The 12,155-nt window shown below is 63.0% G+C and carries 13 protein-coding genes; all 13 read right to left on the bottom strand.

What is annotated here, in order from left to right; translation table 11 throughout:
* Positions 1 to 373: 373 nt before the first annotated feature.
* Positions 374 to 643 (bottom strand): DUF1467 family protein, encoded by a 270-nt coding sequence (locus tag ACH196_RS22445; protein WP_396649162.1) that lies wholly within the window; start codon positions 641 to 643, stop codon positions 374 to 376.
* A 25-nt stretch (positions 644 to 668) separates the two neighbouring features.
* Complete coding sequence (gene mce, locus ACH196_RS22440) at positions 669 to 1,073, bottom strand: methylmalonyl-CoA epimerase (protein ID WP_396649161.1); 405 nt, start codon at positions 1,071 to 1,073, stop codon at positions 669 to 671.
* A gap of 154 nt (positions 1,074 to 1,227) precedes the next feature.
* The gene (locus ACH196_RS22435) at positions 1,228 to 2,898 is read right to left on the bottom strand and encodes a ribonuclease J (protein ID WP_396649160.1); all 1,671 of its coding nucleotides are present in this window, start codon (positions 2,896 to 2,898) and stop codon (positions 1,228 to 1,230) included.
* 112 nt (positions 2,899 to 3,010) lie between these two features.
* On the bottom strand, positions 3,011 to 3,838 hold the full coding sequence (locus tag ACH196_RS22430) for a biotin--[acetyl-CoA-carboxylase] ligase (protein WP_396649159.1): 828 nt from the start codon (positions 3,836 to 3,838) through the stop codon (positions 3,011 to 3,013).
* Between the two features lie 3 nt (positions 3,839 to 3,841).
* The gene (nuoN, locus tag ACH196_RS22425; protein ID WP_396649158.1) at positions 3,842 to 5,278 is read right to left on the bottom strand and encodes an NADH-quinone oxidoreductase subunit NuoN; all 1,437 of its coding nucleotides are present in this window, start codon (positions 5,276 to 5,278) and stop codon (positions 3,842 to 3,844) included.
* Positions 5,279 to 5,293: 15 nt separating this feature from the next.
* Entirely contained in the window at positions 5,294 to 6,829 is a 1,536-nt protein-coding gene (locus tag ACH196_RS22420) for an NADH-quinone oxidoreductase subunit M (RefSeq protein ID WP_396649157.1), read from the bottom strand.
* The gene (gene nuoL / locus ACH196_RS22415; RefSeq protein ID WP_396649156.1) at positions 6,829 to 9,033 is read right to left on the bottom strand and encodes an NADH-quinone oxidoreductase subunit L; all 2,205 of its coding nucleotides are present in this window, start codon (positions 9,031 to 9,033) and stop codon (positions 6,829 to 6,831) included. Before nuoL ends, ACH196_RS22420 begins: the two co-directional genes overlap by 1 nt.
* A 14-nt stretch (positions 9,034 to 9,047) precedes the next feature.
* Complete coding sequence (gene nuoK, locus ACH196_RS22410; protein WP_396649155.1) at positions 9,048 to 9,356, bottom strand: NADH-quinone oxidoreductase subunit NuoK; 309 nt, start codon at positions 9,354 to 9,356, stop codon at positions 9,048 to 9,050.
* 2 nt (positions 9,357 to 9,358) lie between these two features.
* Positions 9,359 to 9,979: an NADH-quinone oxidoreductase subunit J gene (locus ACH196_RS22405; protein ID WP_396649154.1), complete on the bottom strand. Its 621-nt coding sequence runs from the start codon at positions 9,977 to 9,979 to the stop codon at positions 9,359 to 9,361.
* Between the two features lie 189 nt (positions 9,980 to 10,168).
* On the bottom strand, positions 10,169 to 10,660 hold the full coding sequence (gene nuoI / locus ACH196_RS22400) for an NADH-quinone oxidoreductase subunit NuoI (RefSeq protein WP_396649153.1): 492 nt from the start codon (positions 10,658 to 10,660) through the stop codon (positions 10,169 to 10,171).
* Positions 10,657 to 10,914, bottom strand: coding sequence for a hypothetical protein (locus ACH196_RS22395; RefSeq protein ID WP_396649152.1), 258 nt, complete (start codon positions 10,912 to 10,914; stop codon positions 10,657 to 10,659). Before ACH196_RS22395 ends, nuoI begins: the two co-directional genes overlap by 4 nt.
* Positions 10,911 to 11,108, bottom strand: coding sequence for a hypothetical protein (locus ACH196_RS22390; protein WP_396649151.1), 198 nt, complete (start codon positions 11,106 to 11,108; stop codon positions 10,911 to 10,913). The genes ACH196_RS22395 and ACH196_RS22390 overlap by 4 nt, the downstream gene beginning before the upstream one ends.
* Positions 11,108 to 12,151 (bottom strand): NADH-quinone oxidoreductase subunit NuoH, encoded by a 1,044-nt coding sequence (gene nuoH, locus ACH196_RS22385; protein WP_396649150.1) that lies wholly within the window; start codon positions 12,149 to 12,151, stop codon positions 11,108 to 11,110. The genes ACH196_RS22390 and nuoH overlap by 1 nt, the downstream gene beginning before the upstream one ends.
* Positions 12,152 to 12,155 lie beyond the last annotated feature (4 nt).

Below are 12,155 nucleotides of genomic sequence, written 5' to 3'. Positions count from 1 at the left end.
TGCACGCGCTTCATAGCGATTTCATGACGGGATGAAAACCCGCAGGCCGGAGGCGCGAAAGGCCGTCACGCGGTTGTCATTTTTTGAGGCACGGCCTGCCGTTCCGTTGTGCAGTGCAGCACATCAAACGCTGTTTCCCGACAAAATTTTCCGTGACATTTTGTCCGGCCTTGGTCTAAGGTGCGGCCTCATAATAAGAGGGCGATAAACAAATCGCCTTGTTACGCGGTCAAGTCTTGGGAGGATGCGATCTAGGCGCGAGAAATTGCTGCCGCCGGTTACCGGAAAGCAGATCGGACGCGTTAAAATTGCAAGGCCTCGTGCCTTGCATTTTTTTTGTGCAGATTTTTGAGCTGCCGTAACGTAAGCAGTATTACTTGAAGTCGGGCACGACGCGCGGAATATCGTCGAAGCTGAGCCCGAAGTATCGCGTCAGCAACACCAGAAATCCGAAGATGACTAGCGAAACGATGGTCGTCCGGATCACGGCGCGCAGCATGTGCGGTCCGCGCGGCGCGCTGGAATGGGTGCCGAGCACGGTTTCGCCGTCGTCGTCCTGGGTCTTCAGGCCGAACGGCAGGACGGCGAACAGCACCGTCCACCAGATGATGAGAAAGACCGCGGCGGCGGAAATATAGGTCATTTAGCCGACTTTCTACAGTTCACCCTTACGCCTGTTCCAGTTCGACCAGTGTGCCGAAAAAGTCCTTCGGGTGAAGGAACAGCACCGGCTTGCCATGGGCGCCGATCCTGGGATTGCCGTCGCCAAGCACGCGCGCTCCCGACGCCTTCAGCCGGTCGCGGGCCGCAAGGATGTCGTCCACCTCGTAGCAGACGTGATGCATGCCGCCCGACGGGTTCTTTTCAAGGAACGCGGCGATCGGCGAGGCTTCGCCCAGCGGCTCCAGCAATTCGATCTTGGTGTTGCCGGTGTCGATGAAGACGACGGTGACGCCATGCTCCGGCAGCGCCTGCGGCGCCGTAACCGTGGCGCCCAGCGTGTCGCGATAGGTGGCGGTCGCGGCGGCGAGGTCCGGGACGGCGATGGCGACGTGGTTCAGGCGGCCGAGCATTGGGGGTTTCCTTGGAAAGGCGTGGATAACCGTCAGGCGGGCAGTCGGGAATAGGCAGTCGGCAGTAGGGAAAACGAAAAGGGGTGGCGGCTGACACAATCCTACTTTGACAATACTCGTTGCTCCTACTGCCTACTGCCCATTGCCGACTGCCTCACTTCGTCACAAACACCGTCACCAGCGGCTTCTTGCCCCAGGTTTCGTTGGCGGCGGCGCGGACGGCTCGGCGCACCGCTTCCTGCACGAGGTCGAGGTCTTTTCGGCGCGCGCGGGGGATGGAGTCCACCGCGCCGATTGCCGCATCGAGCATGAGTTCTTCAAGCTCCTCGCCCGTGCCGTCGACCTTGGCGACGCCAATCGCCACGAGGTCCGGATCGCCGGAAAGTTCGTATTTGTCGTCCAGCACGACATTGACCGCCACATGGCCGGCAAAGGACAGTTTTCGCCGCTCGCGGATACCCATCACTTCGTCGTCGCCGATCAGCCGGCCGTCCTTGTAGAATTTGCCGAACGGCACCTTGTCGATGATTTCGGCGGCACCCGGAGCCAACCGGATCATGTCGCCGTCACGCACCTGCGCGACCTCGGGAATGCCGGACGCGGCCATCAGCGACCCTTGCGCGACCAGATGCGCGGCTTCGCCATGGACCGGGATGCCGATCTTCGGCTTCGTCCATTCATACATGCGGCGCAGTTCGGCACGGCGCGGATGGCCGGAAACATGCACCAGAGCATCGCTGTCCTCGACGATTTTTATGCCCTGGTCGATAAGCTGGTTCTTGATCTCGAGGATCGCCTTTTCGTTGCCCGGGATGGTGCGCGAGGAGAATACGACGATATCGCCCGGCGAAAGCGCCACCGTTTTCATCTCGTCGCGGGCGAGTTTCGCCAGCGCCGCACGTGCCTCGCCCTGGCTGCCGGTGCAGATGATCACCAGGTTCTCGCGCGGGATGAAGCCGTAGTCCTCCTCGTCGATGAACTCCGGCAGGCCGTCCATGTAGCCGAGCTCGCCGGCGACGTTGACCACCCGCTTCAGCGAGCGGCCGAGCAGCAGGCATTGCCGGCCACAATCGCGCGCGGCTTCCGCGATCGAGCGGATGCGGCCGACATTCGACGAGAAGGTGGTGACAGCGACGCGGCCGGGTGCGGCCTCGATGACGCCGCGCAGCCCCTTGCCGACAGCCTGCTCCGACGGCGAATCGCCTTCGCGCAAGGCATTGGTGGAATCGCAGATCAACGCCAGCACGCCGGCCGCGCCAAGTTCGCGGAACCGCGCCTCGTTGGTCAGCGGGCCGATCTCCGGCGCCGGGTCGATCTTCCAGTCGGCGGTATGGACGACCGTGCCGAGCGGTGTGGTGATGGCGAGCGACACTGGCTCGGGAATGGAATGGGTGACGGCGACCGCCTCGATGCCGAACGGCCCCACCGTGAACTTCTCGCCGGCGCGAAAAATGTTGACGGGGACTTTCGGACCGCCGCCATCCGACTGGCGTTTTGCCTCCAGTAGGCCGGCGGTGAACGGCGTCATCCATACCGGCACCTTGAGCTTCGGCCACAGGTCGAGCAGCGCGCCATAGTGGTCTTCATGCGCGTGGGTGATGACAATGCCGCGCAGGCTTTCCACCCGCTCCTCGATATAGCGGATATCCGGCAGCACGAGATCGACGCCAGGCAGCGTCGCGTCGGGAAAGGTCACACCGACATCGACCACGAGCCATTCGCGCGCGTTGGCCGGGCCGAAGCCATAGAGGGCGAAGTTCATGCCGATCTCGCCGACGCCGCCGAGCGGGGCGAAGACGAGTTCGGGACCTGAATATTTTGCCATGTCTACCTCTTGCCGGGTACTGCCGGGGACAGTTTACTTTCTTTCCGCAGAAAGGCCGAAGCGCTTCAATGCGCGCGCGGGCGGAAAAAAGTAAACTGTCCCCCGCGCAAACTCACGCCGCGCTCGCCGACGCCACCGCGCCGAAATGCACATCGCCGGCCGCGATGGCGATCCTGCCGCCGCCATCCTCGCGGATGACGAAGCGGCATTCCTCGTCGATCGTCTCAAAGACGCCGCGCACGATCCTGCCGTTGGCCCGCACCGCGACCTCGCCGCCGAGCCCGGCGGCGCGCGCCAGCCAGCGCTTGCGGATAGTCCCAAGCCCCCTGCCCTCGTCCCATTGCCGCATGGTCTCGCTCCAGGCGTCGGCGAGCGCCAGGAACAGCGTCGCCGCATCGCATCTAGCACCAAGCGCCCGCAGCGACGTGGCGGGATAAGGCACGTTCTCCGGATAGGCGGCAACGTTGACGCCGATGCCGACCGCCACTGCCGCCCGATCATCCGAGATCATCGTCGATTCCAGCAGGATGCCGGCCATCTTGGCGCCTCCGGCAAGCACGTCGTTCGGCCATTTCAGCTCGAAGCGGGCTCCGCGTGAGCCACTGCCGCCATCCGGTGCCACCGCGAAACTGACGCCCGGCGCGACCGCGTCGAGCGCATCGGACAGCGCCAGCCCGGCGACGAAACCCAACGTGGCGGCGCGCTGCAGATCGCGGCCGGAGGTGAGAAGAAGCGTAGCGGCGAGATTGCCTTCCGGCGTCGCCCAGGCGCGGCCGCGGCGGCCACGTCCGCTTTCCTGCCGGCTGGCGACCACCCAGAGTTTGCCCGGATCGCCGGCGCGGGCGTGCTCGATCGCCAGAGCGTTGGTGGAGCCTACGGTGTCATGCGCATCCAGCCGGTAGCCTTCGGCAATCGCGGTCGGAGGAAGCTGGAACCGCATCCCTCAGAAGAACGATTTTGCCGCGGCCTGCGCCATGCTTCCGATCGGGCCGCCGATCAGTACATAGAACAGCACGAAGGCGCCGGAGACACCGAGCACCAGCCGGAGTTCTCCGGCCATCGGCAGGAAGCCGCCAACCGGCTCATCGAACCACATGATCTTGATTATGCGCAGGTAGTAATACGCGCCCACCACCGAGGCCAGCACTCCGATGACAGCCAGCGTATAGAGCTGTGCGTTGATGGCGGCGAGGAAGACGTACCATTTGGCCCAAAAACCCGCGAGCGGCGGAATGCCGGCCAGCGAGAACATCAGGATGGTCATGATCGTCGCCATAGCGGGATTGGTCGACGACAGGCCGGCGAGATCACCGATCTGCTCGACATTGCCATCCTTGCGGCGCATGGCGAGGATGAAGGCGAAGGTGCCGAGTGTCATCATCAGATAGATCAGCATGTAGAGCGCAACGCCCTGCGCGCCAGCCTGCGAATTGGCAGCAAGACCGACCAGCGCGAAGCCCATATGGCCGATCGACGAATAGGCCATCAGGCGCTTGATGTTCCTCTGGCCGATGGCCGCGACCGAGCCCAGCACCATCGAGGCGATCGAAACGAAGACGATGATCTGCTGCCAGTCCGGCGCGATCGGCTCGAAGGCGCCCATGGTGACGCGCACCAGCAGCGCCATCGCCGCCATTTTCGGCGCGGCGGCGAAGAAGGCGGTCACCGGCGTCGGCGCGCCTTCGTAGACGTCGGGCGTCCACATGTGAAACGGCACAGCGGAAATCTTGAAGGCAAGGCCGGCCAGCACGAAGACGAGGCCGAACACCAGTCCGAGCTGGCGCTCGCCCTCGCCGAGCGCGGCGGCGATCTCGGCGAAGCCGGTGTTGCCGGTGTAGCCATAGACCAGGCTGATGCCATAGAGCAGCATGCCGGAGGACAGCGCGCCCAGCACGAAATATTTCAGGCCGGCCTCGGTCGAGCGCACGCTGTCGCGGTTGATGGCCGCCACCACATAGAGCGCCAGCGACTGCAGCTCGAGGCCGAGATAGAGCGCGATCATGCTGTTGGCCGAGACCATCAGCAGCATGCCGAGCGTCGCCAGCATGATGAGCACCGGATATTCGAACTTGTCGAATTTTTCGGCCTTGGCGAAGCCGACCGACATGATCAGCGTGACGATAGAGCCGATCAGCGTCAGCACCTTCATGAAGCGCCCGAAGGCATCGCTGACGAAGGCTCCGCCGAAAGCCGAGCCGTTGCCGGTGAACAGCAGTATCCAGGCGCCGGCGGCGATCAGGATCGCTACCGCCAGACCGGTCACTGTGGTGTTCGCCTTCTCGCCGGAATAGACGCCAACCATCAGCAGCGCCATCGCGCCGATTGCGATGATGAGCTCCGGCGCGGCGAGCGAGAGGCTAGCGGATAGGTCTGGCGTCATCTGCCCAAAATCCTGTCAGTGCGCGGCCGGTTCCGCCGCAGCGGCCGGCTCGGCGGCCGCGGTCTGCGGGCCAGCCTCGATGGATGCGGAAACCTGGCTGACCAGCGCCTTCACCGAGGCAGCCGTCGCGTCGAACACCGGCGCCGGATAGACGCCGAAGAAGATGGTCAGCACGACCAGCGGATAGATCACCGTCTTCTCGCGTGTCGACAGATCCAGCAGGCCCTTCAGGCTTTCCTTGGACAGCACGCCGTAGATCACCCGGCGATAGAGCCAGAGCGCGTAGGCGGCCGACAAGACGACGCCGGTGGTGGCGAACAAGGCCACCCATGTGTTGACCTGGAAGACGCCCATCAGCGTCAGGAATTCGCCGATGAAACCCGAGGTTCCCGGCAGGCCGACATTGGCCATGGTGAAGATCATGAACACCACGGCGTATTTCGGCATGTTGTTGACCAGCCCGCCATAGGCGGCGATCTCGCGGGTGTGCATGCGGTCGTAGACGACGCCGACGCAGAGGAACAGCGCGCCAGAGACCAGGCCGTGCGACAGCATCTGGAACAGCGAGCCCTGAATGCCTTCCTGGTTCATCGCGAAGATGCCCATGGTCACGTAGCCCATGTGGGCGACCGAGGAATAGGCGATCAGCTTCTTCATGTCCTCCTGCATCAGCGCAACCAGCGAAGTGTAGATGATCGCCACCACCGAAAGCGTGAAGATGAACGGCGCGAAATCAGCGGAGGCAAGCGGGAACATCGGCAGCGAGAAGCGCAGGAAACCGTAGCCGCCCATCTTCAGCAGGATCGCCGCCAGGATGACCGACCCCGCCGTCGGCGCCTCGACGTGGGCATCCGGCAGCCAGGTGTGCACCGGCCACATCGGCATCTTGACCGCGAAGGAGGCGAAGAAGGCCAGCCACAGCCATGTCTGCATATTGGCGGGGAAGTCGTGGGCCAGCAGCGTCGGGATGTCGGTGGTGCCGGCCTGCCAGTACATCGCCATGACGGCAAGCAGCATCAGCACCGAGCCGAGCAGCGTGTAGAGGAAGAACTTGAAGCTGGCATAGACCCGCCTTTTGCCGCCCCACACGCCGATGATGAGGAACATGGGAATCAGGCCGGCCTCGAAGAACACGTAGAACAGCACGAGGTCGAGCGCGCAGAACACGCCGATCATCAGCGTCTCGAGCAGCAGGAAGGCTATCATGTATTCCTTGACACGCTTCTCCACGTGCCAGGAGGCGAGGATGCAGAGCGGCAGCAGGAAGGTCGTCAGGATGACGAACAGCATCGAGATGCCGTCGACGCCCATGTGGTAGGAAATGCCGCCGCCCAGCCAGTCCACCTTCTCGACGAACTGGAAGCCTGGATTACTGTTGTCGAAACCGGTCCAGATGAACAACGATACCACGAAAGTGAATACAGTCGTCCACAGCGCGACGCTGCGGATGTTGCGGCGCGCCGCATCGCCTTCGTCGCGGATGAACAGGACGATCAACGCTCCGACGAGCGGCAGCAAGGTGACCAGCGAGAGAAGAGGCATGCTGGACATCAGAGGCTGCTCCCGAGCATCATCCAGGTAACGAGCGCGGCGACGCCGATCAGCATTGCGAAGGCATAGTGGTAGAGATAGCCGGTCTGCAGCTTGACCACCCGATTGGTGAGATCAACGACCCGCGCCGACACGCCGTCCGGCCCGAGGCCGTCGATAAGGCGGCCGTCACCGGTCTTCCACAGGAAGTATCCGAGCCGCTTGGCAGGTTGCACGAACAGAAAGTCGTAGAGCTCGTCGAAATACCACTTGTTGAGCAGGAACTGGTAGAGGCCGCGGTGGTGCGCCGCCAGTTGTTTCGGCGCCTCCGGGTCGCGGATGTAGAATTGATACGCTACCAGGAAGCCGGCGACCATCGCCACGAACGGCGAGAGCTTCACCCAGGCCGGCACCTCGTGGATGGCGTGCAGGATGTGGTTGTCCGGCAGCGTGTAGAGCGCCGTCTTCCAGAACGCCTCGTAGTGCTCCCCGATGAAATAATCATGGAAGATCAAGCCGGCGAACAGCGCGCCGGCGGCCAGCACATAGAGCGGCACCAGCATGACATTGGGCGATTCATGCACATGGTGCATGACATCGGCGGTGGCGCGCGGCTTGCCGTGAAAGGTCATGAAGATCAGCCGCCACGAATAGAAGCTGGTGAATATCGCCGCCACGACCAGCAAGGTGAAGGCGATTGCGGCGAAAATGCCGTGGCCGGCGAAGGCGCCCTCGATGATGGCGTCCTTGGAGAAGAAGCCGGCGGTGCCGATGATGGTGAAGGGGATGCCGACGCCGGTCAGTGCCAGCGTGCCGATGATCATCATCAAGTAGGTCTTCGGGATCAGTTTTCGCAAGCCGCCCATCTTGCGCATGTCTTGCTCGTCGGAAACGGCGTGGATGACCGAGCCGGAACCCAGGAACAACAGCGCCTTGAAGAAGGCGTGCGTGAACAGGTGGAAGATCGCCGCCGAATAGAAGCCCATGCCGAGCGCCACGAACATGTAGCCGAGTTGCGAGCAGGTCGAATAGGCGATGACGCGCTTGATGTCGTTCTGCACTAGGCCAACGGTGGCCGCGAAGAAGGCCGTGATGGCTCCGATCATGGTCACGACCAGCAGCGCCGTCTGCGAATGCTCGAACAAAGGCGACAGCCGGGCCAGCATGAACACGCCGGCAGTGACCATGGTCGCGGCGTGGATGAGCGCCGACACCGGGGTCGGGCCTTCCATGGCGTCCGGCAGCCAGGTGTGCAGCGGCACTTGCGCCGACTTGCCCATGGCGCCCATGAACAGCAGCAGGCAGATGACGGTGAGCGCGGCGTATCTGTCGAGATTGTAACCGAGGAAGTTCATCACCGTCTCGCCGGCGGGCGCTGCGGCGAGGTCCGCGCCATGCTCGCCCGTGGCGGCCGGGGCTGCGCCATGCTCGCCGGTGGCAGGAGCCGCTTCGCTCGCGGCTGGAGCGGCGGATTCGGCGGACGGAGCCGCCTCGGTTGTGGCAGGGGCCGCTTCCGTGGCAGCAGGCGCGGCCTCATGGCCGGTCTCGGCCGTGGCGGCGCCGTGGCCCTCGCCGGTTGTCGCCTCGCCGTGCACGGCGGCCGGCGCGTAGTTGGCGGCGGCGTTGGTAAAGATCGTGTCGAACGACACCGAGCCGAACAGCAGGAACACGCCGAAAATGCCGAGCGCGAAGCCGAAATCGCCGACGCGGTTAACGACGAACGCCTTGATGGCGGCGGCGTTGGCCGACGGCTTTTTATACCAGAAACCGATTAGCAGATAGGAGGCGAGGCCGACGCCTTCCCAGCCGAAGAACATCTGCACGAGGTTGTCCGACGTCACCAGCATCAGCATGGCGAAGGTGAACAGGCTGAGATAGGCGAAGAAGCGCGGCCGGTGCGGGTCGTGGTGCATGTAGCCGATCGAGTAGATGTGGACCAGCGCCGACACGGTGTTGACCACCACCAGCATCACGGCGGTCAGCGTGTCGATGCGCAGCGCCCAGTCAGCCTGCAAGCTGCCGGAATCGATGAAACGCAGCACCGGCACGGTGAAGGTCTGGACCTCGCCGAAGCCGACCGTGATGAAGGCGACCCACGACAGCACCGCCGACACAACCAGCAGGCCGGAGGTGATGTATTCCGAGGTCTTGGCGCCCAGCGAATTGCCGAACAGCCCGACGATCAGGAAGCCGATGAGAGGAAGGAAGACGATGGCCTGGTACATAGGAAAACCTTCGCTCAGCCCTTCATCATGTTGACGTCTTCGACCGCGATCGAACCGCGGTTGCGGAAGAAGACGACGAGGATCGCCAGGCCGATCGCGGCCTCGGCCGCAGCCACCGTCAGCACGAACAGCGCGAACACCTGGCCGACAAGATCGCCCAGCGCCGCCGAGAAAGCGACGAAATTGATGTTGACCGCGAGCAGGATCAGCTCGACCGACATCAGGATGACGATGACATTCTTGCGGTTTAGGAAAATGCCGAACACGCCGAGCGTGAACAGGATCGCCGAGACGGTCAGAAAATGCGCGATGCCGACTTGCATGATCAGATGCCCTTCCCCGTCTCGACCTTCTTGATCTCGATGGCCGTTGCCTGCGTGCGGGCGACCTGGCGCGAGATGTCCTGGCGCTTGACGCCGACCTTATGGCGCAGCGTCAGCACGATGGCGCCGATCATGGCGACCAGCAGGATCATGCCCGCGATCTGGAAGTAGTAGATGTAGTCCGTGTAGAGGATGTCGCCGAGCGCTGCGGTGTTGTGCCTCGTCAGCACGTCCGGTGTCGGCATTGCGACCGAGTTCGCAAGCTCCGGCGCGAAGGCGTATCCGCCGAGCACGACGATCAGTTCGGCCGCGAGAATGATGCCGACCATCGCCCCGATCGGCGCGTAGGCGAGCGCCCCCTGCTTCAGTTCGACGAAGTCGACGTCGAGCATCATGACCACGAACAGGAACAGAACCGCGACCGCGCCGACATAGACGACGAGCAGGATCATCGCCAAAAATTCGGCACCGGTAAGCAGGAAAAGTGCCGCGGCATTGAAGAAGGTGAGGATGAGATAGAGGACCGAATGAACCGGGTTTCGGGCGGAAATGACCATGAACGCCGCGGCGACCGCGACGAAGGCGAAGAGGTAGAAGAAGACCGCCTCTAGTCCGTTGAGCATGGGGTTCCCCCGGGTTCATTTCCCGACTCCGCGCCGCCTCCGGCCGCGAAATCGCGTGTTCCTTAGACGAGCCGTTGCGGCCCGTCCATGTTTGCGCTGGGGACAGTTTACTTAATTCCGCTCCCGCCCGCTTCGCCGGATGCAGCGCCCGAATGCGGAATTAAGTAAACTGTCCCCGATCCTGCCTGCCTACCGATACGGCGCGTCCAGATCGATGTTGCGCGCGATCTCGCGCTCCCACCGGTCGCCATTGGCGAGCAGCTTGTCCTTGTCGTAGTAGAGTTCCTCGCGCGTCTCCGTCGCGAACTCGAAATTCGGCCCCTCGACGATGGCGTCGACCGGGCAGGCCTCCTGGCAGAAGCCACAATAGATGCACTTCACCATGTCGATGTCGTAGCGCACCGTGCGCCGCGTGCCGTCGTTGCGGCGCGGGCCGGCCTCGATGGTGATGGCCTGCGCCGGGCAGATCGCCTCGCAGAGCTTGCAGGCAATGCAGCGTTCCTCGCCGTTGGGATAACGGCGCAGCGCGTGCTCGCCGCGAAAGCGCGGGCTGACCGGCCCCTTCTCGAAGGGATAGTTCAGCGTCGGCTTCGGCGCGAAAAACTGACGCATCGACAGAAAGAAGGCGCCGACGAATTCCTTCAGCAACAGCGACTTGGCGGCCTGGGCTAAAGCGCTCATTGCGAGCCTCCAAACACATGAATTGCAAAGACGGCGCCGACCAAAGCAAAGATGATAGGTATCTGGACCCGATACATGAGCCTGGTCATCGACGCCATTCGTTGCTTGTCCCAACCGAATACCGGAGCCCGGTAGTCGGCAGCGAATTTCCTGTCCTGTTGCTTCAGCACATAGGGCAGAACCACAACATTGCCGAAAAGCGCGATCAGCAGGCCTGCCGCGACGCCAACGACACCAGCGGACAAATCGCTCATTCTGCGCCTCCGCCAAACAGCGGGCCGACGAACCAGCCCACCAGCGGCATCAGCACGAACTGGCTGAGGCCGGTAACATTCAGAACCTTTTTCGTCTCCGGCAGATCGACCCGCGTGGCGAGAAGCCGCAGCAGATAAAAATCCGCCGCCGCGATCACAAGCCCAACCAGCGCGCCGATCAGCGAAGCCGACATCACACCAGCCCCGTGATCTTCAAGAACGCGGCGACGACGACGACCATCGCCAGCGAGATCGGCAAAAAGACCTTCCAGCCGAGACGCATCAACTGGTCGTAGCGGTAGCGCGGCACGAACGCCTTCACCATGGCGAACATGAAGAACACCAGGCAGACCTTCAGCACGAACCAGATGACGCCCGGCACCCAGGTGAAGGGGATGAAATCGAAGGGCGGCAGCCATCCGCCGAGGAACAGCACGGTTGTCAGCGCGCACATCAGCACGATGGCGACGTATTCGCCGAGGAAGAACAGCAGGAACGGCGTCGACGAATATTCGATCATGTGACCGGCGACGAGTTCCGACTCGGCCTCGACCAGGTCGAAGGGCGGACGGTTCGTCTCCGCCAGCGCCGAGATGAAAAACACGACGAACATCGGGAACAGCGCCAGCCAGTGCCAGTCGAGAAAAGTGTTGGGCAGCCCGATCATCGTGCCGATGCCATCCTTCTGCGACAGCACGATGTCGGAGAGGTTCAGCGAGCCGACGCAGAGCAGCACGGTGATGATGACGAAGCCGATCGAGACCTCGTAGGACACCATCTGAGCGGCCGAGCGCAGCGCGCCGAGGAACGGGTATTTCGAGTTCGACGCCCAGCCGCCCATGATGACGCCATAGACTTCCAGCGACGAGATGGCGAAGACGTAGAGGATGCCGACATTGATGTTGGCGATCGCCCAGCCGTCGCTGATCGGGATCACCGCCCAGGTTGCCAGCGCAAGCGCGGCCGACACCACCGGAGCCAGCAGGAAGATGCCCTTATTGGCGCCGGACGGAATGACCGGCTCTTTGAACACGAACTTCAGCAGGTCGGCGAAGGACTGCAGCAGCCCCCAGGGACCGACGACGTTCGGGCCGCGGCGCAACTGCACCGCCGCCCAGATCTTTCGGTCGGCATAGAGCAGATAGGCAACGAAGATCAGCAGGACGACGAGCAGCACCACGGACTTGATCAGGATGATCAACGCGGGCAGCACGTAGAGTGTGAAGAAGGTTTCCATCGGA

It is taken from the genome of Mesorhizobium sp. IMUNJ 23232 (assembly GCF_044326205.1).
GTDB lineage: Bacteria > Pseudomonadota > Alphaproteobacteria > Rhizobiales > Rhizobiaceae > Kumtagia.
Note: the sequence above shows the minus strand (reverse complement) of the source record. Positions and strands in the feature narration are given on the sequence as shown.

Excerpts from the sequence above, each read along its gene's own strand:
- ACH196_RS22445 (WP_396649162.1), bottom strand. The coding sequence starts at position 643 with ATGACCTATATTTCCGCCGCCGCGGTCTTTCTCATCATCTGGTGGACG.
- nuoK (WP_396649155.1), bottom strand. The coding sequence starts at position 9,356 with ATGCAAGTCGGCATCGCGCATTTTCTGACCGTCTCGGCGATCCTGTTC.
- ACH196_RS22420 (WP_396649157.1), bottom strand. The coding sequence starts at position 6,829 with ATGTCCAGCATGCCTCTTCTCTCGCTGGTCACCTTGCTGCCGCTCGTC.
- nuoN (WP_396649158.1), bottom strand. The coding sequence starts at position 5,278 with ATGACGCCAGACCTATCCGCTAGCCTCTCGCTCGCCGCGCCGGAGCTC.
- nuoL (WP_396649156.1), bottom strand. The coding sequence starts at position 9,033 with ATGTACCAGGCCATCGTCTTCCTTCCTCTCATCGGCTTCCTGATCGTC.
- ACH196_RS22435 (WP_396649160.1), bottom strand. The coding sequence starts at position 2,898 with ATGGCAAAATATTCAGGTCCCGAACTCGTCTTCGCCCCGCTCGGCGGC.
- ACH196_RS22405 (WP_396649154.1), bottom strand. The coding sequence starts at position 9,979 with ATGCTCAACGGACTAGAGGCGGTCTTCTTCTACCTCTTCGCCTTCGTC.
- ACH196_RS22390 (WP_396649151.1), bottom strand. The coding sequence starts at position 11,108 with ATGTCGGCTTCGCTGATCGGCGCGCTGGTTGGGCTTGTGATCGCGGCG.
- ACH196_RS22395 (WP_396649152.1), bottom strand. The coding sequence starts at position 10,914 with ATGAGCGATTTGTCCGCTGGTGTCGTTGGCGTCGCGGCAGGCCTGCTG.
- nuoH (WP_396649150.1), bottom strand. The coding sequence starts at position 12,151 with ATGGAAACCTTCTTCACACTCTACGTGCTGCCCGCGTTGATCATCCTG.
- nuoI (WP_396649153.1), bottom strand. The coding sequence starts at position 10,660 with ATGAGCGCTTTAGCCCAGGCCGCCAAGTCGCTGTTGCTGAAGGAATTC.
- mce (WP_396649161.1), bottom strand. The coding sequence starts at position 1,073 with ATGCTCGGCCGCCTGAACCACGTCGCCATCGCCGTCCCGGACCTCGCC.
- ACH196_RS22430 (WP_396649159.1), bottom strand. The coding sequence starts at position 3,838 with ATGCGGTTCCAGCTTCCTCCGACCGCGATTGCCGAAGGCTACCGGCTG.